The sequence below is a fragment of the Hephaestia mangrovi genome (assembly GCF_019880555.1).
In the GTDB taxonomy this organism is placed as follows: domain Bacteria; phylum Pseudomonadota; class Alphaproteobacteria; order Sphingomonadales; family Sphingomonadaceae; genus Sphingomonas; species Sphingomonas mangrovi.
Genome location: NZ_JAINVU010000010.1, coordinates 1 through 21,994 on the forward strand (window position 1 = coordinate 1; position 21,994 = coordinate 21,994).

21 protein-coding genes and 2 pseudogenes are annotated in these 21,994 nt (G+C 63.3%); 10 read left to right on the plus strand and 13 right to left on the minus strand.

Annotation, left to right across the window (positions count from 1 at the left end; all coding sequences use genetic code 11):
* Positions 1-123 precede the first annotated feature (123 nt).
* The 3 genes from K7G81_RS16450 to K7G81_RS16460 all read right to left on the minus strand — a co-directional run bounded on the left by K7G81_RS16450 (position 124) and on the right by K7G81_RS16460 (position 2,566).
* On the minus strand, positions 124-1,038 hold the full coding sequence (locus K7G81_RS16450; RefSeq protein WP_255587213.1) for a DUF481 domain-containing protein: 915 nt from the start codon (positions 1,036-1,038) through the stop codon (positions 124-126).
* Positions 1,039-1,109: 71 nt separating this feature from the next.
* Positions 1,110-1,595: an RNA pyrophosphohydrolase gene (locus K7G81_RS16455; protein ID WP_223031923.1), complete on the minus strand. Its 486-nt coding sequence runs from the start codon at positions 1,593-1,595 to the stop codon at positions 1,110-1,112.
* Positions 1,592-2,566, minus strand: a complete 975-nt coding sequence (locus K7G81_RS16460; protein WP_223031924.1) for an alpha/beta hydrolase — start codon at positions 2,564-2,566, stop codon at positions 1,592-1,594. Before K7G81_RS16460 ends, K7G81_RS16455 begins: the two co-directional genes overlap by 4 nt.
* Before the next feature lie 57 nt (positions 2,567-2,623).
* On the opposite strand from K7G81_RS16460, the gene K7G81_RS16465 reads away from it, so the two are divergent.
* Positions 2,624-3,619, plus strand: a complete 996-nt coding sequence (locus tag K7G81_RS16465; protein ID WP_223031925.1) for a histone deacetylase family protein — start codon at positions 2,624-2,626, stop codon at positions 3,617-3,619.
* Between the two features lie 105 nt (positions 3,620-3,724).
* Here the strand turns inward: K7G81_RS16465 and K7G81_RS16470 are convergent, their stop codons facing one another.
* Entirely contained in the window at positions 3,725-4,024 is a 300-nt protein-coding gene (locus K7G81_RS16470; protein ID WP_223031926.1) for a HigA family addiction module antitoxin, read from the minus strand.
* A 258-nt stretch (positions 4,025-4,282) separates the two neighbouring features.
* Here K7G81_RS16470 and K7G81_RS16475 point away from each other — a divergent pair, with 258 nt between their 5' ends.
* The 3 genes from K7G81_RS16475 to K7G81_RS16485 all read left to right on the plus strand — a co-directional run bounded on the left by K7G81_RS16475 (position 4,283) and on the right by K7G81_RS16485 (position 8,672).
* Complete coding sequence (locus tag K7G81_RS16475; protein WP_223031927.1) at positions 4,283-6,157, plus strand: 2-oxoacid:acceptor oxidoreductase subunit alpha; 1,875 nt, start codon at positions 4,283-4,285, stop codon at positions 6,155-6,157.
* Between the two features lie 70 nt (positions 6,158-6,227).
* Positions 6,228-7,259, plus strand: a complete 1,032-nt coding sequence (locus K7G81_RS16480) for a 2-oxoacid:ferredoxin oxidoreductase subunit beta (RefSeq protein WP_223031928.1) — start codon at positions 6,228-6,230, stop codon at positions 7,257-7,259.
* Between the two features lie 36 nt (positions 7,260-7,295).
* Positions 7,296-8,672, plus strand: coding sequence for a cryptochrome/photolyase family protein (locus K7G81_RS16485; protein ID WP_223031929.1), 1,377 nt, complete (start codon positions 7,296-7,298; stop codon positions 8,670-8,672).
* Here the strand turns inward: K7G81_RS16485 and K7G81_RS16490 are convergent.
* Positions 8,669-9,382 (minus strand): SDR family NAD(P)-dependent oxidoreductase, encoded by a 714-nt coding sequence (locus K7G81_RS16490; protein ID WP_223031930.1) that lies wholly within the window; start codon positions 9,380-9,382, stop codon positions 8,669-8,671. The two genes, K7G81_RS16485 and K7G81_RS16490, sit on opposite strands and share 4 nt — an antisense overlap.
* 7 nt (positions 9,383-9,389) lie before the next feature.
* Positions 9,390-10,853 (minus strand): amidophosphoribosyltransferase, encoded by a 1,464-nt coding sequence (gene purF, locus K7G81_RS16495; protein WP_223031931.1) that lies wholly within the window; start codon positions 10,851-10,853, stop codon positions 9,390-9,392.
* A 140-nt stretch (positions 10,854-10,993) separates the two neighbouring features.
* On the opposite strand from purF, the gene K7G81_RS16500 reads away from it, so the two are divergent.
* Positions 10,994-11,242: a DUF7218 family protein gene (locus K7G81_RS16500; RefSeq protein WP_223031932.1), complete on the plus strand. Its 249-nt coding sequence runs from the start codon at positions 10,994-10,996 to the stop codon at positions 11,240-11,242.
* A 299-nt stretch (positions 11,243-11,541) separates the two neighbouring features.
* Positions 11,542-12,024: pseudogene (locus K7G81_RS16505) on the plus strand (transposase); the annotation flags it as partial.
* 235 nt (positions 12,025-12,259) lie between these two features.
* Here the strand turns inward: K7G81_RS16505 and K7G81_RS16510 are convergent.
* The 5 genes from K7G81_RS16510 to K7G81_RS17890 form a co-directional block, all read right to left on the minus strand.
* Entirely contained in the window at positions 12,260-12,814 is a 555-nt protein-coding gene (locus tag K7G81_RS16510; protein WP_223031933.1) for a glycoside hydrolase family 16 protein, read from the minus strand.
* Positions 12,815-12,958: 144 nt separating this feature from the next.
* Complete coding sequence (locus K7G81_RS16515) at positions 12,959-13,510, minus strand: hypothetical protein (RefSeq protein WP_223031934.1); 552 nt, start codon at positions 13,508-13,510, stop codon at positions 12,959-12,961.
* A gap of 194 nt (positions 13,511-13,704) precedes the next feature.
* Positions 13,705-14,172 carry a PilZ domain-containing protein gene (locus K7G81_RS16520; RefSeq protein WP_223031935.1) on the minus strand — a complete coding sequence of 156 codons (468 nt, stop codon included), beginning with the start codon at positions 14,170-14,172 and terminating at the stop codon, positions 13,705-13,707.
* Positions 14,173-14,517: 345 nt separating this feature from the next.
* Positions 14,518-15,192, minus strand: coding sequence for a sugar transferase (locus K7G81_RS16525; protein WP_223031936.1), 675 nt, complete (start codon positions 15,190-15,192; stop codon positions 14,518-14,520).
* 509 nt (positions 15,193-15,701) lie between these two features.
* Positions 15,702-16,706 carry a glycosyltransferase gene (locus K7G81_RS17890; RefSeq protein WP_255587214.1) on the minus strand — a complete coding sequence of 335 codons (1,005 nt, stop codon included), beginning with the start codon at positions 16,704-16,706 and terminating at the stop codon, positions 15,702-15,704.
* Positions 16,707-16,820: 114 nt separating this feature from the next.
* On the opposite strand from K7G81_RS17890, the gene K7G81_RS17895 reads away from it, so the two are divergent.
* Positions 16,821-17,312: a hypothetical protein gene (locus K7G81_RS17895; RefSeq protein WP_255587215.1), complete on the plus strand. Its 492-nt coding sequence runs from the start codon at positions 16,821-16,823 to the stop codon at positions 17,310-17,312.
* Positions 17,313-17,357: 45 nt separating this feature from the next.
* Here the strand turns inward: K7G81_RS17895 and K7G81_RS18085 are convergent.
* Positions 17,358-17,915, minus strand: a pseudogene (locus tag K7G81_RS18085) (glycosyltransferase family 2 protein); the annotation flags it as partial.
* Between the two features lie 319 nt (positions 17,916-18,234).
* Here K7G81_RS18085 and K7G81_RS16535 point away from each other — a divergent pair.
* From K7G81_RS16535 to K7G81_RS18090, 3 genes are all read left to right on the plus strand, one after another.
* Complete coding sequence (locus tag K7G81_RS16535; protein ID WP_223031938.1) at positions 18,235-18,984, plus strand: metallophosphoesterase family protein; 750 nt, start codon at positions 18,235-18,237, stop codon at positions 18,982-18,984.
* A gap of 113 nt (positions 18,985-19,097) precedes the next feature.
* The gene (locus K7G81_RS16540) at positions 19,098-19,664 is read left to right on the plus strand and encodes a polysaccharide biosynthesis/export family protein (protein ID WP_369412137.1); all 567 of its coding nucleotides are present in this window, start codon (positions 19,098-19,100) and stop codon (positions 19,662-19,664) included.
* Positions 19,648-21,051, plus strand: coding sequence for an O-antigen ligase family protein (locus K7G81_RS18090; protein WP_223031939.1), 1,404 nt, complete (start codon positions 19,648-19,650; stop codon positions 21,049-21,051). The genes K7G81_RS16540 and K7G81_RS18090 overlap by 17 nt, the downstream gene beginning before the upstream one ends.
* Here the strand turns inward: K7G81_RS18090 and K7G81_RS16550 are convergent.
* Entirely contained in the window at positions 21,035-21,937 is a 903-nt protein-coding gene (locus K7G81_RS16550) for a glycoside hydrolase family 16 protein (RefSeq protein WP_223031940.1), read from the minus strand. The genes K7G81_RS18090 and K7G81_RS16550 overlap by 17 nt on opposite strands.
* Positions 21,938-21,994 lie beyond the last annotated feature (57 nt).

Here is a 21,994-nt window from a genome sequence, read left to right on the forward strand (position 1 = left end):
GGAAGCAACCCCTTCAAAACACGCCATTCTGCTTCGGTAAGATCGCCCCGACTCAAACCCGCCTCCAAAAGGCAGCCTTGAATCAACCGGCCATCGCAACGTCAACCAATTTGTCCACGCCGCCTAGAACGTATAAACCAGCGATGCCCGGCTCGTCGTGTCGGTCGATTCATTGCCCGAGGGCGGCATGCTTTCGTACTGGACGTTGTAGGAAAACTGCGCCGACAGCGGTCCGAACAGCTTGGCGTTGAGCGCCGTCGTACCGGTCACCGTCGAATTGAACCGCTCGAAATAGGCGTCGGCCTGCTGGGTAATCGAGATCGCCGGCGTCACTTTCCAGCTGAAATCGAGCGACCCGCGCGTCGCGATGTTGTTCTCGTTCCGGGTGTCGGTGAAATTGGTGTAGCGATAGGCGGGGCCAAGCTCGAGATCGAGCCGCATCTTGGGGTTCTTGATCGCCGTGTAGCCCGCGCCGACCGAGGCCGAATAGCGGTTGTAATAGCCGAGGAATCGGTCGCTTTCATATTGCAGGTTGCCGTAGACATAGGATCGCTCGTCGACCTTGTAGTTCGGCTCGTACGAGGCGAGGTAATGCTCGCGCGTGGTGACGTGCAGGCTCTCCTGATAATCGGCCTGCAGGTGCAGCTTGTGGCGCCATTGCAGCCCCTCGCGATCGAGATCGACGGCTGCCGTCAGGCCGATGTTCTGGCTGTTGCCGGTCGTCATCCAGCCGCCAAGCGTCGCCTTGCCGCTCCACAGGTCGAGGAAGTCGGCCGCTTCCACCTTGGCTTCGTGCGCGGCGGTCTGCGCCTCGCGCCAGGCGGTGACGGTGTCGTTGATCGTCTTGGCGCTCTGCGGCGCTGCCTTCACCGCATATTTGGCGACGACGCTGACTTCCGAATCGCTGCCAGAAGCGATTGCCGCATCCAGCATGTCCTTGATGTTCGGCGGGATCGGTGCGCCGCTCGATACCTGCGGATCGGCGTCGGCGGGCGGCGGCGGCGCGGCCGAGGCGGCAAGGAACATTGCGAGCAGCATGACACCGATCTACCGTGCGATTCGGGCAGAGAAAAGGCGTTATCAAAAAACAAAAATTGGAATTCAAGCCCTCACGCGAGATGAGCGGAAAAGGCCGCAAGTACCTCTTCGTAAAGGCGCCGCTTGAACGGCACGATCATCGTCGGCAGATCGGCCGGGTCGGCCCAGCGCCACGCGCGGAACTCCTGATGCTCGGTGGCGATGTTCACGTCGCTTTCGTCGTCGCCGATGAAGCGGAACAGGAACCAGGTCTGGCGCTGGCCGCGATAGCGCCCCTTCCACAATTTGCCGATCAGCTCTTGCGGCAGGTCGTAGAGCAGCTCCTCCTCGGCGGTCGCGATCAGCTCGACCTTGTCGGCGGCGATTCCGGTTTCCTCGCCCAGCTCGCGCAGCGCGGCGGTCAGTGCATCCTCGCCTTGGTCGATCCCGCCCTGCGGCATCTGCCAGGCCTCGAGCGTCGAATCCATTCGCTGGCCGACGAACACCTGGCCATGGCCGTTGAGCAGCATGATCCCGGCGGCGGGGCGGTAGGGCAGGGCGGCGGCAGTGTCGCTCATGCCGCCGCCTGCGCCATCGCGCGTTCGCCCTCGGCTTCGGTAATCACGCCCTTCAACGCAGCCAGCAGCCCGGCGACGTCGCCGCGTGCCGACGGGATCGCCTGGCGAAGATTGACGAAGCCGTGGATCATGCCTTTGGCCTCGCGGAAGATCACCGCCACCCCGGCCTCGGCGAGCGCGGCGGCATAAGCGCGCCCCTGATCACGGATCGGATCGAGGCTGGCGGTGACGACCACCGCCGGCGGCATCCCCGCCAGGTCGCCGATCAGCGGCGAGCTGCGCAGGTGCGTCGCATCGCTGCGATAGGCCGCCATGAACCATTCCATGCTGTCGCGGGTGAGCAGATAGCCCTCGGCGAATTCGTCATAGGACGGGTAGGGCTTGCTGGCGTCGGTCGCCGGATAGATCGGGCATTGCGCGATCACCGGTACTGTTGCGGGCGCATCGCGCAGCGCCATGGCCGTGACGATCGCCAGATTGCCGCCGGCGCTGTCGCCGGCCAGTACGATGCCCGACACCGCTCGCCCAAGCGCGTCCGGAGAGCACGACAGCCATCTCGCCGCTGCCTCGCAATCGTCCGGAGCCGCGGGCCACGGCGCTTCTGGCGCGAGCCGATAGTCGACCGAGACGACCGGCAGGTCGAGCACCCGCGCCATCTCCGCGCAGAAGCTGGCGTGCGTATCGATATTGCCGATCACGAAGCCGCCGCCATGGAAGAACACGACCAGCGGACCGGGCTCGCGCGCCTCGCGCGGATCGAACAGCCGGGCGGGGATGTCGCCGGCCGGGCCGGGAATGGCGAGATCACGGATCACCGCCAGCTCGCCCACCGGCGGATCGGCGACGTCCTTCATCGCGAAATACACCTGGCGTGCGGCAGGCGCGTCCAGCTCGTGCATCTTCGGCCCCGGCATGCTGTCGAGATAAGCGAGGAACGCGCGGACGTCGGGGCGGACGAAGGGATCGGTCATGGCTCTCCTTTCGCGCTCGCGGTGGAAGCGGCGGCGGTGGACGCTTAGGTAAACGCGATGATCCCGATCGTCCACCATCCCGACTATGTCGCGCCCGCCCCGGCAAGGTCGACCTATCAGTGGAACAAGAACGGGCTGGTGCGCGATTTGCTGCGCGATAGCGGCGCGCCGCTCGACTGGATCGAGCCCGAGCCGATGCCGCGCCGCTGGCTCGAAGCGGTGCACGATCCCGATTACGTCGCCGAGGTGATCGAGGCGCGGGTGCCGCGGGAGAAGGAGCGGCGGATCGGCTTCCCGATCACGCCCGAGGTCGCGCGCCGCGCGCAGGTCGTTCCGGGCGGGACATGGGCGGCGGCACTGACCGCGCTCGATCGTGGCTATGCCGCCAACAGCGCCGGCGGCAGCCACCATGCCCTGTCCGATACCGGCGCTGGGTTCTGCGTGTTCAACGATCTCGCGATCGCTGCGGTCCGGCTGGTCGAGGAACGGCGCGTCGAGCGCGTGCTGATCGTCGATTGCGACGTGCATCAGGGGGACGGCACCGCCGCGCTGACCGCCGGCCGCCACGATATCGGCACCTATTCGATCCATGCCGAGAAGAACTTCCCGGTGCGCAAGGCGCGCTCAACACTCGACGTCGGGTTGCCCGACGGGGTGGGGGACGACGCCTATCTCGAACGATTGCGCGAAACGCTGGTGCCGATGATCGACGAGGTCGCGCCGGGCATCATCCTCTACCAGGCGGGCGTCGACCCGTTCGAGGGCGACCGCCTCGGCCGCCTCAAGCTCACCGCCGGCGGCCTCGTCCGCCGAGACCGTTTCATCGCCACGCTTGCCCGCGACCGCGCCATCCCGCTCGCCAGCGCGCTTGGCGGCGGCTACGGCAATGACGCGATGGAAGTTTCCCGCCGTCACGTCGCCTCGATCCTCGCGCTCGGCCGCATGTTCGAGGAATCGCCTCGCTTCCCCCTTTCGAGGAAAGGGCCGAGAGCGGGAGAGAACTCAGGTAATGTGGTGGAACCGAGGTCAGCCGTATCAGGCTCGTCACCCTGAACTTGTTTCAGGGTCCATGGTGCCCCATCACCATCAAGCGCTCTGGTTCGCTTTGCGCCAAGGATGTCCCCTAAAAGGGCGGGCGGCTACTTCGGGCGTGTCGGCTCACGCCGCGACCAGCCGCTCCACAGCCAAGGCATCCTCATGTTCACGGGCCTGCGCCAGTTCATAGGCAACCTGCATGCGCATCAGCGTGTCCGCCTTTACGCCGAACGCCTTTTCAAAACGGATCGCCATGTCCGCAGTGAGCGCGGCATGGCCGTTGAGCAGCGTGCTCAGCGTTTTACGCGCCACGCCGAAATGGGCAGCCAGCGCCTTCACATTGATTCCGGCCGGCTCGACGATCTCTGTCTTCAGCCAATCGCCGACGTGGACCGCCAGGGACGAGTGCATCTTAAGCGCCATGATAGTGCTCCAGGTCCATATTCTCTAACGCGCCATCGTCGTTGATCTCGAAGGTCATTCGCCAGTTGCGAGTCACCGTCATCGACCATGTGCCGGCCCGATCCCTAGTCAGCGGATGAGCCATTGCCGTGTCAAGTAGTACGCGACACGCAGCCATCCCGAAAAAGAACCATTTGCATGAGCCCCGGCAAATTCTACCTTGGGGGAAAGCGGCCCCCGGCGTAGAGGGCGCGCAATGTTTGTTTGCAGGATCGTTACATGGCAACCGCCGTACATAAGGTGACTCGCGAAGAAGCGAGCGCCAACCCGCCCGCCGAATCCGTCGTCGTTCGCTTCGCCGGCGACAGCGGGGATGGCATGCAGTTGACCGGCGGCCAGTTCACGCTGTCCACCGCGCTGGCCGGCAACGATCTCGCCACCTTCCCCGATTTCCCCGCCGAAATCCGCGCGCCGCAGGGCACGTTGTTCGGCGTCTCGGCGTTCCAGATCAACTTCGGCTCGACCGCGGTGGAAACCGCCGGCGACGCGCCCGACGTGCTGGTGGCGATGAACCCCGCCGCGCTCAAGGTGAATGTCGAGGCGCTGAAGCCCGGCGGCCTGATCATCGCCGACGAGGGCGAGTTCGGCGAGCGCAATCTCGCCAAGGCGAAGTACGACGCCAACCCGCTGGAGGACGACAGCCTCGCCAAGTGGCAGGTCTTGAAGCTCAACATTTCGCAGCTCACCCTCGAAGCCGTGAAGCCGTTCGGGCTCGGCAACAAGGAAGCGCTGCGCTGCAAGAACATGTGGACGCTCGGCCTCGCGCTGTGGATGTTCGATCGCAAGCGCGCGCCGATCATTGATTGGCTCAAGGCCAAGTTCGCCAAGGCGCCCGAGCTTGCCGAAGCGAACATCGCCGCGCTCAACGCCGGCCATGCCTATGGCGAAACGGCCGAGCTCGGCCGCATGGTCGGCCAGCTCCACGTCCCCGCCGCGCCAGCCGAGCCGGGCCTGTACCGCACCGTCACCGGCGCCGAATCGATCGCCTACGGCCTCGTTGCGGGCGCGCAACTGGCGAACGTGCCGATGTTCTTCGGTGGCTATCCCATCACGCCTGCCTCGGCGATCCTGCATTTCCTGTCGCGGTTGAAGGAATTCGGCGTCACCACCTTTCAGGCCGAGGACGAGATCGCTGCGGTCGCCGCGTCGATCGGCGCGTCCTATGCTGGGCAGCTTGGCGTCACCTCGTCGTCGGGGCCGGGCATCGCCTTGAAGGGCGAGGCGATCGGCCTCGCCATCATGACCGAGCTGCCGCTGGTCATCGTCAATTCGCAGCGCGGCGGCCCCTCGACCGGCCTGCCGACCAAGACCGAGCAGTCGGATCTCTATCAGGCGGTCTATGGCCGCAACGGCGATGCGCCGATGCCGGTGATCGCCGCGCGCTCGCCCGCTGACGCGTTCGATTGCGCGATCGAGGCCTGCCGTATCGCGACCCAATATATGACCCCGGTGATGCTCCTCACCGATGGCTATATCGCCAACGCGGCAGAGCCGTGGAAAGTCCCTGATATCAGTGTTTACGAGGCGTTTCCGGTCACCTTCTTGGAAGAGGCGCCGGCCGAGGGGTTCCTGCCCTATGCCCGTGACGAGAAGCTGGCGCGGCCGTGGGTCAAGCCCGGCACGCCGGGGCTGCTCCATCGCATCGGCGGCATCGAAAAGAAGGCCGGCACCGGCAACATCGATTATTCGCCCGCCAATCACCAGGAAATGACCGAGCTGCGCCGCGACAAGGTGGCCGGTATCAAGGTGCCCGATCAGCAGGTCGAGTTGGGCGATGCGTCGGGCAAGCTGGCGATCGTTGGCTGGGGCTCGACCTTCGGGCCGATCCACCAAGCGGTGCGCCGCGCGCGCCATCGCGGGCTCGACGTCAGCCATATCCACATCCGCCACATCTGGCCGATGCCGGCGAATTTGGGTGACTTGTTGGAAAAGTTCGATCAGATTCTCGTGCCTGAGATGAATACGGGGCAATTGAAGACCGTGCTGCGCGATCAGTTCCTTGTCGACGCCAAGCCGCTCAACAAGGTGTCGGGCCAGCCGTTCCGTATCGCCGAGATCGAAGCGGCGATCGAGGCCGCCTTGGGCCAGGCCTGAGAAACATGCGCGACACTCTCCACTTTCTCCACTTCGCAGCGCAGAACATTGGCGGCGCTAGGAATTTCCAATGAACGAGATGACCCCGATCAAGACCACGCTCAAGGACTGGGAGACCGATCAGGAGGTCCGCTGGTGCCCCGGCTGTGGTGACTATGCGATCCTCAAGGCGGTGCAGCGCACCATGCCGGAGATCGGCGCCGATCCGGCGAAAACGGTGTTCGTTTCGGGCATCGGCTGCTCGTCGCGCTTCCCTTATTATATGGAAACCTACGGCTTCCACACCATCCACGGCCGCGCGCCGGCGGTGGCGACGGGGGTCAAGCTCGCCAATCCCGATCTCGACGTGTGGATCATCACCGGCGATGGCGACGCGCTGTCGATCGGCGGCAACCACACCATGCACCTGCTGCGCCGCAACCTCGATTGCCAGGTGCTCTTGTTCAACAACGAGATCTACGGGCTGACCAAGGGCCAGTATTCGCCGACCAGCCGTGAAGGCACGCGCAGCCCTTCCACGCCGTTCGGTTCGGTCGATCATCCCGCCAAGCCGTGCGCCTTCGCGCTTGGATCGGGCGCGCGGTTCATCGCTCGCGGCATCGATGTCCACAAGAAGCTGCCCGAGGTGCTGAAGGCCGCGCATGCCCACAAGGGCGCGGCATTCATCGAGATCTTCCAGAACTGCATCGTCTATAATGACGACGTGTTCGCGCCGTTCACCGCCAAGCCCAATGCCGCTGCCAACCAGCTCTGGGTCGAGCATGGCGAGCCGCTGCTGTTTGATGGCGGCGCAAAGGGTTTGGCGATGGACACCGAGCGGTTGACGCTCAAGGTCGTCGACGTCGCCGATGACGACTGGCAGGCCGCCGGCGTGATCCGCCACGATCAGACCAACCGCGGCCTCGCGCACATGCTGGTCGAGATGCCCCATGTCGGCTTTCCCGTCGCGCTCGGCGTGATCTACGACGATCCCGCGCCGACCTTCGACAGCGCCGTCGTCGAGCAGAACCGCGCCGCCAGTGAAGGCAAGGTCGCCGACTTGCAGAAGCTGCTCTCGAAGGGCCAGACCTGGATGGTCGACAAGCAACCCCGCGCGGAGTGAGCGGAACCGGGATGGTCGCGCAGGCGTAAGGTCTCGATGCCCGATCCCGTCCTGCTCTGGTTTCGCCGCGATCTCCGCTTGTCCGATCAGCCCGCGCTCGTTGCCGCGGCGGGGGAGGGGCCGGTCGTCCCGGTCTACGTCCTCGACGACGAGACGCCCCGGCACCGCAAGATGGGCGCCGCCTCCCGCTGGTGGCTCCACCACAGCCTCGCCGCGCTCGACGCCAGCCTCCGCGCCAAGGGCTCGCGGCTGATCCTGCGGCACGGCAAGAGCGATGAACAACTCGCTGAACTTGCCAAGGAAGTCGGGGCGAGCCGCGTCCACGCCATTCGCCATTACGAGCCATGGTGGCGCAATGCCGACCGCGCCGTCGCCAGGCGTCTCGATCTCGTCTGTCACGACGGCAATTACCTCGCGCCGCCCGGCTCGATCACCACCGGCGGTGGTACGCCGTACAAGATCTACACGCCGTTCTGGCGAGCGCTCAACGAACGCATGCCCCCGGCCGAGCCGCTCAATCGGCCACGCGAGATTCCGGCGCCATCGGCATGGCCGACAAGCGACGCCCTTGCCGATTGGAACTTGCTGCCGACCAGCCCGAACTGGGCAACCGGGTTCGAGGACTGGATGCCCGGCGAAGACGGCGCCCGTGCCCGTGTCGATCGCTTCGTCGAACACGCCGCGCGCTACGATCAGACCCGCAACCTGCCGTCCGAGGAAGGCTCGTCTCGTCTTTCGCCGCATCTCCACTTCGGCGAAGTATCGCCCGCCTATGTCTGGCATCGCGTCGCCGGTGCGGGCGGGTCGGTCGGCACCTTCCTCGGCGAGCTCGGCTGGCGCGATTACGCGCAGAACGTCATCCTGCAATTCCCCGATTATCCGGCTCGCAACGCCCGCGAAAAATTCGACGCGCTCGAATGGCGCGATTTCCGCTCCTCGGTGGTGCGCGACGAGTTCGAGGCCTGGACCAAGGGGCGCACCGGCTACCCGATCGTCGATGCCGGGATGCGGCAGCTCTGGGCGACCGGCTGGATGCACAATCGCGTGCGGATGATCGCCGCGTCGTTTCTCGTCAAGCATCTGCTGATCGACTGGCGCGAGGGCGAGCGATGGTTCTGGGATACGCTGGTCGACGCCGATTACGGCAACAACAGCGTCAATTGGCAATGGGTGGCGGGGACCGGCGTAGACGCCAACATGTTCCAGCGGATCATGGCGCCGCTGACGCAATCCGAGAAATTCGATGCCGGCGACTATATCCGCCAATGGGTGCCCGAACTCGTCGATCTGGGCGATGACGTCATCCACGATCCCGAGGCGGCGGGATGCTTGCCGAAGGATTATCCAGCGAAGATCATCGGCCACCGCGAAGCCCGGGACCGCGCGCTCGCCGCGGTGAAGCGGATCGGCTAGCCGGCGACGCGTTCCGTGTGGTTGACCGGAAAGCCGGCGGCAACCAGCTCGGCGATCCGCTCGCCGACTACTTCAGGCGGCTTGACCGACTGCGGGTCTTCTCCCGGATAGGCGCGGGCGCGCATCTTGGTGCGCGTGGCGCCGGGATCGACGATCGCGACGCGAACCTTGCTGATATTCTCGATCTCGTCGCCATAGGCGGCAAGCAGCGTTTCGAACGCAGCCTTGGAGGCGCCGTACATGCCCCAGTAAGCGCGCGGCGACCGGCCGACGCTCGAGGTGAGGCCGATCACCTTGCCGGCATCCGACTTGCGGAGCAGCGGATCGAACGCGGCGATGAGCGCGGCCTGGGCCGAGACGTTGAGCGTGAGCACCTGCGCCAGCTCGCGCTGATCGATCGCCGGCACCGCGGCAAGCGTGCCCAGCCGCGCGGCATTGAGCACCAGCGCATCGAGCTTGCCCCAGCGGTCGCTCACGGCAGCGGCGAGGCGGGCGATGCTGTCGGTTTCGGTCAAGTCGAGCGGGGCGATCGTGGCGCTGCCGCCGGCGGCGAAGATCGCGTCCTCCACCGTTTCCAGTTCGTCGGACGAGCGCGCGGTGAGGACGACATGGGCACCGCGGGCGGCGAGCGCTCTGGCGGCGGCAGCGCCGATTCCGCGCCCGGCGCCGGTGACGAGCGCGATCGTGTCGGCAAGCGGCTTGTCGATCATCGCGTGCTCAGTTCACGCGCTCCGCCAGCAGCGCCAACTGATCAATCGGCGCGGCGGCGTCGTCCTGGTCGGTCAGCGTGGTGGGATAGTCGCCGGTGAAGCAGGCGTCGCAATGGCTCGGGCGGATGTCGGCGCGCTTCGCTTCGCCCAGCGCCTTGTAGAGACCGTCGATCGACAGGAAAGCGAGGCTGTCGGCATGGATGAACTCGGTCATGCCGCCGAGATCGAGCTTGGCGGCGAGCAGCTTGGCGCGCTCGGGCGTGTCGACGCCGTAGAAGCATGAATGCCGTGTCGGCGGGCTGGCGATGCGCATGTGCACCTCCGCCGCGCCGGCATCGCGCATCATCTGCACGATCTTCAACGAGGTCGTCCCGCGCACGATCGAATCGTCGACCAGGATCACGCGCTTGCCCTGGATCAGCGCGCGATTGGCATTGTGCTTCAGCTTGACGCCGAGATGGCGGATCTTGTCGCCGGGCTGGATGAAGGTGCGGCCGACATAATGCGAGCGGATGATACCGAGCTCGAACGGAATGCCCGATTGCTGCGCATAGCCGATCGCCGCCGGGGTGCCCGAATCGGGGACGGGGATGACGAGATCGGCATCGACCGGATTCTCGATCGCGAGCTGCGCGCCGATCGCCTTCCGCACCGAATAGATCGAGCGATCGTCGGCGATCGAATCGGGCCGCGAGAAATAGACATATTCGAAAATGCACGGCCGCGCCGATTGCGGCGCGAACGGGCGGATCGAGCGCACTTCCTCGCCCTTGACGATAATCAGCTCGCCCGGCTCGACCGAGCGAACATAGTCCGCGCCGACGACATCGAGCGCGACCGTTTCCGACGCGAAGATGGTTGCACCGCCCAATTTGCCCATCACCAGCGGCCGGATGCCGAGCGGATCGCGGCAGGCGATCATCCCCTCGGGCGTCATGCAGACGAGCGCATAAGCGCCCTCGACCTGCTTCAGCGCGTCGATGAACTTGTCGAGCAGGGTGCGATAGCTCGACGTCGCGACCAGGTGGATGATCGTCTCGGTGTCCGAGGTCGACTGAAAGATCGAGCCGTGGCGGACGAGATCGCGGCGCAGCCGCATCGCGTTGGAGATATTGCCGTTATGCGCGACGGCGAATCCGCCGGTGGCGAGCTCGGCATAAAGCGGCTGGACATTGCGCAGCGCCGTTTCGCCGGTGGTCGAATAGCGGACATGGCCGAGTGCGACGCTGCCGGGCAGCGCGCGAATCACCTCGTCGCTATCGAAATTGCCGGCGACATGGCCCATCGCGCGATGCGTATGGAAATGCGCGCCGTCGAAGCTGGTGATGCCGGCGGCTTCCTGCCCGCGATGCTGCAGCGCGTGCAGCCCGAGCGCGACCAGCGCGGCGGCATCGCCGTCCGTGCCGGATACACCGAAAACGCCGCACTCCTCGCGCAGCTTGTCGTCGTCAAAAGGATTCGTGGTCAGCATGTCGGGCCCATGTGGTCCGTGGTCGCCGCCCATATAGGAGCGCGAAAGCGGTTTGTCGCGCCTTGTCTTGAATTCGTCACGGATTGGGGGAGCGGGACGGCGGCCGATGCGTTGAATCCGCGCACAAGGAGGTAAGCATCATGGCCAAGAACCACGGATCGCAGATCAAGGACGACAAGCTCTACGAAGACCTGCGCAAGGAAGGCAATTCGAAGGAAAAAGCGGCGCGGATCGCCAACGCCAAGGCGGGGCATTCGCTCGATCACGACAGCACGCACCTGGAAAATCGCACCAAGGACGAGCTTTACGACGAGGCGAAGAAGATCGGCATCGAGGGCCGATCGGAGATGAGCAAGGACGAGCTGATCGACGCGATTCGGCATAGCTGAGGGCAGGCGACTTGTTCCGGCATCCAACGTCCCGCAGGCGCCGCGTCGTTTTGGCTTGCGGCACGGTGGACCCCGGTACAAGTCCGGGTGGCGACTGATTTTGCCGCCCCGAAAGTTCCGAAGGTTCCGGGAAAACGACCATCCGGAACGACGGCCCACGAAACTCGAAGAGGCATAAGCTGCCGTTCCAAGTGATCGGCACCAGCGTCGCCAAACCACCCGATTCTGTTGAAAAACTCGCGCTTGCGCTCGTGCTGAAGTCCCGATTAGGTTTCCCGCGGACAAGCGGAGACGGCGCGATGATGGGCGAGCGGACGGCGACGCAGGAGGCGCTGTTCTACAGCTTCCGCATCGAGGATCACGTGCCGACGGATCATCTGCTGCGCTCGATCGACCGGTTCGTTGATCTGACGGGCATTCGCGAACACCTGAAGCCGTACTACAGTTCGATGGGACGGCCGTCGATCGATCCGGAACTGATGATCCGGATGCTGATCGTCGGCTATTGCATGGGCATCCGCTCGGAGCGACGGCTTTGCGAAGAAGTCCATCTCAACCTTGCCTATCGGTGGTTCTGCCGGCTCGATCTCGATGGCTTTGTGCCCGATCACTCGACCTTCTCGAAGAACCGCCACGGCCGCTTTCGCGACAGCGACCTGTTGCGCAAGCTGTTCGAGCTGACCGTCGAGCGCTGCATGGCGGAAGGGCTGGTGGGGGCAGAGGGGTTCGCGGTCGATGCCAGCCTGATCCGTGCCGATGTCCATCGTCAGTGTTCAGCCGCAGGCTGATGCGCGGCAAGCTGCTCGACTTCTTTGCGAGGCAGTCCCGGTTCACCGTGGCGCTGGAAGCGTGTGGCGGCGCGCATCACTGAGCGCGCGAGTTGCATTGCCACCTTGGGTCTCAACGTAGGATATGCCGAACAATGTGATTTCGACTTGACCGCAATGCGATGCCCTCCATTTCCGGAAATCAGATGCACCCGGCGAGCAGCCCGCAGATGACGCGGGTCGATCGGCGTCAGTTTGTCCAGACCTTGAACGACATAATCTGCATGTCGCCGCTTCCGGAGGCATAGTTGTCGGTAGTTTTCACCGCGACCGTCATCAGCGGAAAAAAGGCGCCCGAGAATGGGTTGTGCGCCTGGAAGGTTTCGACTCCATCGACGAACCAGGTGATGTAATCAGGCTCGATGTCCACCGCATAGCGATGCGCCGCGCGCGCGATGTGTTCGATCCCATAGGCTTTGGTTGCGTCGACCCACATGCCGCGTTCGAAGCTGGCCGAGTTGACTGGGCCGCCATGAATCGTCGAACTGATGTCCCGATCGAAATCGAAACTCGCATTCTGGCCGAAGCCTTCGTAGACGTCGATTTCGGGTGGCCAGCCTTTGACGCCGACCAGCCAAAGGGCAGGCCAGGAGCCGGGGCGGTCGGGCATCGTAGCGGTCCATTCGTACTGGCCATAGGTGATCTGGGTCTCGGGCATGTTGCGCCCATCGAGCGCGGCCGCGCCGTAGTAATAACCAACGCCCCGATAGATGATCGGCTGTGCCAGCTTCTGGCTGTGGAGCACGAGCGCTCCGTCGGCGACGGCGACGGCCGGCTCGGCCTGCGGATAGAGCTGGTTATCGAGGTATAACCCGGTTTCCTGGTTCGCCGCTTGGGTCCGGCCCTGCGTAAACGAGGTCGACCAGACACCCGGGCCGCCCGAATCGGATCACCGCACGGTGCTCGGGTCCATCTCATACAGCAGCCTGCCGTGTTCGAAGGTGCGTGGCGCCCGGAACCCCTGGGTGATCGGCGTCGTCGGCGACGCGCCGGTTCTGGAAGTGAGTTCGCCAATCGCGTTCCCTTGCTTGGCGCCCTGCGGAACCTCGGGGAAGATCAGCTGAAAATGGCCGCCCTCGACGGTTTTGGCGATGGGAATCGTCACGGTTTGGACGAGCGGATCGCCGGGACGGAAAATCACATATTTATCGATCTGGGTATAATAGGCACCCGAATAGACATAGTTGGCGCCGGATCCGTTACGCGTTTTGACGTGCACGAAAACCGTATTGGGCGTCGCGTGATCCAGCCGGATGGGGACATCGACGCTGGTGGCGCCGATCGGGTAATCGACACTCTCGACCGAAGCCGTTGCCGCGGCCGGATAGGTGTTGGGCGGAATCGGATCGAGCGACGTCTCTTCGGGTTGGTCGCCGGCGGCGGGCGTCGGCGTGGGGGGCGGAGATGGAGAAGGCGTCGGCGAAGGCGCGGGCGTCGGCACGACACCTATCGATTCACCTGCTGAGTCGACGGCGGAACCGCCACCACACGCCGTTAGGACCGCAAGCGATCCCAACGCCATAGACCACATTACTCGCATTGACGCCCCGGAACCGCTTGTTCGAAAGCGCCCATACGGGATTCGGCTTTTTGAACGGTTAACGCGTCGGTCGGAATCTCATGGCGAGCGGCAGGTCAGCGACACAGCCAGTAAATCGCGGCCCATCCTGCCGCCGTCACGGCGACAATGAACCAGCCGCGGGCGAACCGCGGCCACCGCGCAACATCTGGTTCCGGAAACGACTCGGAGTCGGGCGATATCGTCAGCCCGGCAAGATCGTCGATCGTCCGTCCCGCCACCAAGCGGGCGGAAGCCGAGTCGACGAATTCGAGCGCATAGTGATCGGCTTCGCTGTTAACGACGCGAGCAGTCGCAGCGGACGAGCCGGGCAAATTGAGGCGAATGATCGCTCCCGGCGCGAGCACTTCTGCGCAACGAATAACAAGCCCTTCGCGCGAAAGGCTGACAACCGTCGATTCTATTTTTCTCTCCTGATGCGGTCGTGTCATGTGTTCTGGCGACAAGTCATGCCGCCAGAAGGAGTTGCGATCAACCCCAGGCCGCGACATCCAGGACGAGGTGGCGATCTGCTGCGTGCTCATGCCGCGCGATTACCGCGTGAGCCTTACCAAAGCGTCAATGCCGGCAAGCGGCGCCATTGGCGTAAGCTTTAATCCCGATGGACAGGGCGCCGCTCGATCATCATATTGTCACAATGTCCCAGGACTGAACCATGGGCGCCTCGGAGAGGTCGGATGTCACGAAAAGTGTTGCCTGCCAGGAAGCGTGTCAGTCGCCTCGGCGGCCCGGTTATTGCGTCGCCGGTCGGGTGGAACGCTCACGACCCGCTGGATGGTTCCAGAGGCATCTTGCTCGCGGCCGTGTGGGCGGTCGTTCTGTGGCTCGCGATCGTAAATCTCGCCGTTCTGTAATCGCGCCAATTATGTTCAGGCAGACCCCCGAGCAAGCAGCACAGCCGGCACGGTAAGCACCAAGATCCGCAGATATAGGCCAAGCGACGTGCTTCGCGCATACGTCACATCCATTGCCACGCGCCGCCGATAATTGACGTCATTGCGTCCGCTGATCTGCCACAGGCCAGTGATGCCCGGGCGAACGCGTGCATAATCGGCAAAATAGCGGCGATAGCGGTGAATTTCCGCCTCGGTGATCGGCCGCGGCCCAACCAGGCTCATCTCGCCGATAACCACGTTCCACAATTGCGGCAGTTCATCGAGACTGGTCACACGAAGAAACCGCCCCACGACAGTGATGCGCGGATCCCGACGCAATTTATGATCGCGTTCCCACTCCTCGCGATGCGCGGGCGAACTGGCCAGAAGATGCTCGAGCCGCGCTTCGGCATCCTTTTGCATGGTACGGAATTTCAGGCAGTAGAAGACGTTGCCGTCTCGACCGATCCGCGCGTGACGAAACAGTATCGGCCCGCTTCCGCCACCAACGATCACCGCCAGCGTGACCACGATCAGTACCGGTGCCAGCAGGAAAATTGCCATCATGGCGATGGTTATATCGCAAAGACGGACGGCGCGACCGCCCGAGGAGACGGATTGAACCGCTGTCGCGGGGAGCCATTGTGACGATATCGGCGAAGTCGACATCGAGCCCCTTTCAAGTCGTTTCCCAACCAACTCTTCGCGTAAGACAAGCACCAATTGTTGCGATGCACAACATTTTTTAAATCCTGCCTGTATCAAACAAGGATTTGGTAGGCGCTTGATAAACGGAAAATCGGTCCAATAACTGAAAATGAAAACTACGAATTTAAGCCACGGATCACGATTTTTTTACCGCACCCGCGCCGCTCCGATGCTTTCAACGATGCTGCGTCGCAGCACAACAAACACTCTTATAACTTATCCATCGCTTCACCCGCATCGGCCGAATGACCGAGAACCGCCAAAAACCGTCCGTCGTGCTTTAGGCACGGCCTAACCAGACGGCCTGCCGCCCGATGCTGCGGTTGCGACATTTGAGGGGGGAGAGTGATGATGTCATCCCGTTTGGGACGGAACGAGAAACGTAAACGGCGAGGCGAGTAGACTATTGCCGCTACGCGATGAACGGAGCTTTCACGGCGCCGTATTCGAGAAATTTCTCGTCCGCTTGTCTAGTTCGGCGCGGCGCTTAGCCATTCGGTGAATTCGGCATAGGCGGCGGTCGGGCCAAATTGCCGCCGCGCTGTCGTGAGTGCCGCATCAGCCAAGTGCTGGCGGCGTTGTTCGTCGCCCTGCAAGGCGATGACGGCAGCAGCGAAGCGCTGCGGATCATCCGCGCGTTCCACGACCGAGCCCAGATCCTCCTCGACGCCCTGCAGCGTGACGCCTGTAACCACGCAGGCCTTTCCCATCGCAATCGCCTCGACCAATTTTATCTTCAACCCCGATCCCTGCAACAACGGCGAGATGACGATCCCGGCCGATTCGTAAAGCGGTCGCAGGTCATCGACCATGCCGAGCATCTCGACACCGCCAGGCACCTGATTGATCGCCTCCGCGACACGCCCGGCAACCTTCAAGCACGCATCCGGTCGCGCGGCGCGAATGATCGGCCACACTTCGGTATTGAACCACATAAGACCATGGATATTTGGGGCAGTGTTGCTTCCGACGAACAATAGCTCGTTGGCGTTGCCCGCGGTTGCATTGGCAACGGGATCGGCGGCCATCGGCGCCAGGATCGCCCGCGCTTTCGGCACATGATCGCGAACGAATGCGGCCTCTTGCTGCTGGATGGCCAGAACGGCGTCGGTCCGGCCCAGCAGCTCGATTTCAGACGCTTCGTCGAGGGCGGTTACGCTGTCGGCGGCCGCATCACCGAATTGCGACGTTCGCGCGCTGAACAAATCGTGCATCAGCGTCGCCGTTCGCCGGTCCGGGGTCAAAAGATAGGGAAGAGCTTCGCTCTGAAAGACGTAGTCGGCGATGGCCGGCCCGGGAATCTCTCGACCGTAGCGGGAGACGAACGCAAAATCGTCGCGCTGCCACGGAGCGGCGGCGGCATAGGGCGCCTTACGATCGATGCTGAGCGGCCCGCCGATCCGCGCCTTGCGCAACAGACGAGCAAGCATCCCCCGGGCAGCCGCGAGCGTCACCGCCGGGTCGGTGGCGATCATCCAGTCGCCAAACCGTCGGCCACCCCTGATCCGATGGCTGGCGAAAACGGCCATCTCCGGTCGAATCCGGAAAAACGGCGTGCGGCCGAACAGCCCCGGCGAGGGCTGAAGCAGATGGGGTTCGAACCCCGCATCGCGGGCAGCGCGGGCGATCGCGATAAGGTAGGCGGAACTGCCGTTTGTCGCCCCGACGATGCGCTGGCGGCTGATGAACAGCACGGCATCCTTTCGCGGCGTTGGCGCCGGAACCTCGGCTGCTGCGCCACCGCCGATCAACCGCGCGACCGCCGCGGCCAGTGGCTGCCGGAGCAGCAAAAGCGACGACGGCGTCCGGCTCGCGACGCGCAACGCGGCGGCGGCATCGCGTCGCTTCAGCGCATCGATCAGATGGCTGAACCCCCTCGCCGCCCGAAGCGCCCGCACACGCTTGTCGAAGGCGGACACCGCATGTGGCGCAACAGCGATGATTGCCGCCCGCTGGCGCTCGGCGGCGGCCATCATCCGGTCCGCGTTGATCGACGACAAGCGGTGCGAGATCGAACGGCCATGCTTGCGATAGAAATACATCGGCCGCGGCAGCAGCCTATATCGGCCGCCCGCCAATAGGAGCCTCAACACGAGATCGTCGTCTTCGGCGATCTGTAGGCTCTCGTCATATGTAACGTTGGTCGATTGGAGAAAATCGCGTCGTATCATCGGCTTCAGGAAGCCGAGATTGGGATGGCGTCCGAACATCAAAGTTTGATCGAGATAGCTAGCCAGATCGATCCACCGTGGCGCTCGCGCGTTTCGACGTTCGAGGAACAGCTTGGGCGGTTGGAGGTCATCCTGATCGAACAGCAACAGATCGTCGGCGATCATCGTCGCCTCGCACCGGGCAGCCTCGTCGATCAACCGTCGCGACCGATCGGGATGAATCAGATCATCGCTGTCGAGGATTGCCAGCCACTCCCCATGGGCTTCACGCAATGCCCGATTGCGCGCCCTTGCCGGTCCCGAATTACGATCGAGCCGGAAGATTCGGACGCGACTGTCGGCTGCGGCAAGTCGTCGGGCAATTGGCCAGCTATCATCGGTCGAACGGTCATCGACGATCAGAACTTCGACATCGACGTCTCGCTGGCCCAGGGCGCTATTGATCGCATCGGCAAGGAAGGCGCCGCCGTTGAAATTGGCGACGGCGAAACTGATCATCGGCAGCTTCGTCATGGCCGCTCCATTACTAGAGAAGCGGCGACATATGCTGAGCAGCCCGACAAAAGCAAATCACGGATAGTATCCTATTTGGATCATTTTCTCGGGAATATATAAGCCGCTCGGCGTGAAAATCCTTGGTGCATCCCGTCGGCCGGCTTGCAAACCGTTCGTTTGCGCGCCGAATCGGATGAACGGAAAGAGCGCCGATTGAGATGACACGTTCCGCGGGGGTATGGTGCCGGCGATGCCAACCCCGCTCGCCATCCGTCGCTTCGAAGCACCGGCGCGTCGCGGCTTACGCCGGCGACTGCGAACACTGAAGAAAGATTGGGTGGTCGCCATTGGCGATATCCACGGCCGCTACGATCTGCTGACCGCCTTGATTCGCGAGCTCGACGCGCGGTTCGATCATTGGGGTGAAGGTAGCGGCCACCTGGTCGTGTTGGGGGACATGATCGATCGCGGCCCCGACAGCCGCCACGTGGTCAATTTCCTCAAGCGCCTGACCGAGGAGGTGACCCGCGCGACGGTCCTGCTCGGCAATCACGAGGCGGTGCTGCTTGACGTAATTGCCGGCGACGCCACTGCCCAACGGCTGTGGCTTCGCCATGGCGGTGAGGCGACGCTGGCAAGCTACGACATCGCCCCGCCGCGCGACGGCGAAGACTCGATCGCTTTCGGCATGCGGCTGGCCGACCAGATCGGGGCCGACACGATCGAATGGTTGCGCGATCGGCCGCTATCCGTTCGCCATGGAGATTATTTCTTTTGTCATGCCGGCATCAGGCCGGGCATATCGCTGTCCCGCCAGGCGGACGATGATCTGCTATGGATCAGCGACGCGTTTCTCGACGACGAGCGCGATCATGGCGCGGTCGTGGTTCATGGTCACTCGATCGTCGATGATCCTGAGGTCCGAGTAAATCGTATCGGCGTGGATACCGGTGCCTATCGCACCGGCAGGCTCACTGCAGCCGTGCTGAACGAATCCGAAGGATGGACGGCAACGACCGATCCCTTAACAATTGAGCGGCGCTTGCCCCATGGCGATCGTTTACATGTAACGGCAGGCCCACATTGAGGCGGAACGGTGCGCCAACGAGCCGCGTGCCGCTAAAATCAGTTCGGCGGCTCTCGACTTTTATGCCGCACTGCAAAACAATAGCGCGTGAACAGCTGATGGAGCAGAATGCAGTGAGATTTCCCTTGCTGATCGCCTCGGCGCTACTGGTCATGGGCTCCAGCGGCTGTGCCGGGCGCGCCGCCACGATGGCGGCCAGCGTCAATTCGGCCAAGCCGCCCGCCTATACGCTTGGCGCGGGCGATCGCATTCGCGTCTCCGTATATGGCGAGCAGGCGATGAACGGAGAATATGCGATCGGCCCATCGGGCGAGATTTCGCTGCCCCTGATCGGGAATGTCGATGCGACGGGAAAAACCGTGGCGCAGCTTCAGCTCGATATTACCCACAAGCTCAGCCCGGACTATATTCTCGACCCCAAGGTCAGCGTCGATATGGTCGATTATCGGCCGTTTTATATTCTGGGCGAGGTCGATAAGCCGGGCAAATATCCCTATTCTTCCGCGCTGACGCTGCAGCAGGCCGTAGCGACGGCCGGCGGCTTTACCTATCGCGCCAGCACGTCGAAGATATTCCTGCAGCGCGGCGATAAAGGCGAGGTCGAGGTCAAGCTCTCGAAAGACAAGCCGTTCTGGATTCTGCCGGGCGACACCATCAGGATCGGTGAGCGTTATTTCTGAGACGTCCTATCGAGCGCACCGCGATGGCGGTGGGGCTCGACGTGCGATCGGCAGAGGTGTCGCGGCATCCCCGCGCCGCGCCGCGCCGGGCATCGATTATCGGCAATGGTTCGATCTGGGCTGGTGCTGGTTGGCCATGAGCTCGATGCTGTTCATCTTCCAGTTCGGCTCGAAGGGCGTGTTCCTTATCCTGGCGATGTTGCCACTCTACGCCGTGGTCAGGTATCGCACCCTACCGCGCGTTCTTCTGGCGATTTCGCCGATCCTGTTGTTGCCCGCTTTCGCGATGCTGTCGACGCTCTGGTCGATCTCTGCCAGAACCACGCTTTATTACGGTTTTCAGTATTTTATTACCGTCGCGATTGGTGCCGTCATGGGCGCGGGCACCAATCGACGGCAATTGCTCTACGCTCTGTTCGGCGCCTTCGCGATATACACGCTCGCCAGCCTGGCGTTCGGTCGCATGGTCGGCTGGGGTGGCGGGGGCGCGTCGGGCGTTACGACAGCATTCGCCGGGCTGACGGGAAGCAAGAACCAAGCCGCTGATATCGGTGCGATCACGATCATGATCAGCGTCGTCACGGCAATGGCGGCGTGGCGCGAACGACAGGGCTTGCTGCTGCTGGCCAGCGGTATCGTCACGATCATGAATCTCTGGATCCTCAAGATCGCGGAATCGGCGGGAGCAATCGTCGCCTGCCTGTTTGCGCTGGTGATCCTCTTCGGATGGGCGGTAGTGCGGCCGTTGAAGGCGGAAGTGCGAACCGCAATTTTCACCGCGGGGGTCGCGGTCGCTGCCGTCGCCGCGGCGCTGCGCGGATTATGGCTCCAGCCGCTGATGGCGATGGTCCTTCAGGCAACCGACAAGGATCCGACGTTGACCGGCCGCACCTATATCTGGTCGCGCGCGCAGGTTCTGATCGAGCAGCGCCCCGCCTTGGGGCTCGGGTTCAGCGCTTTTTGGCGGCAAGGCAATCTCGATGCCGAAGGAATCTGGCGCTATGCCGACATCGCCACGCGCACCGGCTTCAACTTCCACAACACGTTTCGCGAAATCCTGGTTCATCTCGGCATCGTCGGCCTGGTGTTGTTCGGGATCGTCATGATCGTGCTGTTCGCCACGCTTTGGGTGCGAACGATCCGTGCCCCGACGGACATAGGCATCCTGTTTTGCGCCTATCTCAGCTATGTCGCGATCCGCATGCCGATCGAGTCGCTGGCGTTCGCGCCTTTTCTGCATTCGACGGTGCTGATCATGGCCGGCCTGGGGTGCGCGGTGTGGCGCCGCGACAATACCGAAGCCTATGACGCGGCGGCCTTCCATGCCGGCCCGAATGCTCGTTATCGCGCCGAGCTACGCAAGCGCCCCCTTATTGGTCACCGCTGAGCTTCCAGGCCCGAATATAGTCGATCTGCATCGTCGCCGGGAATTGGGTCGCTGCGTCGGGGTCTCCGGGCCATCCGCCACCAACTGCGAGATTGGCAACCAAATACATTGGCTGGTGCATATCGGCAGGCGTCGGGATCGAGGCTGTCTTTTCGCCATCGATATAATAATCGACGTTTTCGGGCGTCCAGAGCAAGCCATAGGTATGATATTGTTGGGCCGGATCGATCATGCGAACGGTCTTGGTAATCGAATTTATGCTTTTGGAATGAACGCTCTGGAAGATTTGCCGCGGCTTGTCGCCATGGGCTTCCATGATGTCGATCTCCGGCGGCCAACCGCCCGATGCTGGCAGCAGCCAGAAGGCGGGCCATAGCCCCTTTCCGCGGCTCCATTTCGCACGCATCTCGAAATAACCATAGGTTTGCGAAAACGACGCGCGGGTGGAAATCAATCCCGAGCTATATTCCACACGACGCAGCTTGCTGTCGCGTATCGCAGGCGGCTGCTCGTCGATCGCGCCCATGATCCTGGTCCGGGCAGCCTCAGGCAGCGGCTTAGCCGAAATCGTCAGAACGCCGTTCGCCATATCGAACGGATCGAGCCCGAGATCGAGAAACGAGCGATCGGTATAGACTTCTAGCTCGCCATTGTTCCACAGGCTTCGCTTGGCGATCGTTGGCTTATCCTTGTGCGGATCATAAAGGGCAAAGGCCCAGCGTGCCGGGTCGAGGGTCGAGCCGTCGAATTCCTCATCGAAGCTCTTGCTGACGGCGAGCCCGGCGGGCGGCCCGGATACCGGCTGGCCCTGCGACGCGTCGGTCGGCAAGGTGGCGACGGCGAAACCGAGCAAGCCGGCCGCGGCGATGGCGGTGGCGATCGTCATGGTGCTGTTCCTCAACGTCACTGGGCCCCCATGCCGTTATGGGCACTATCCCCGGCG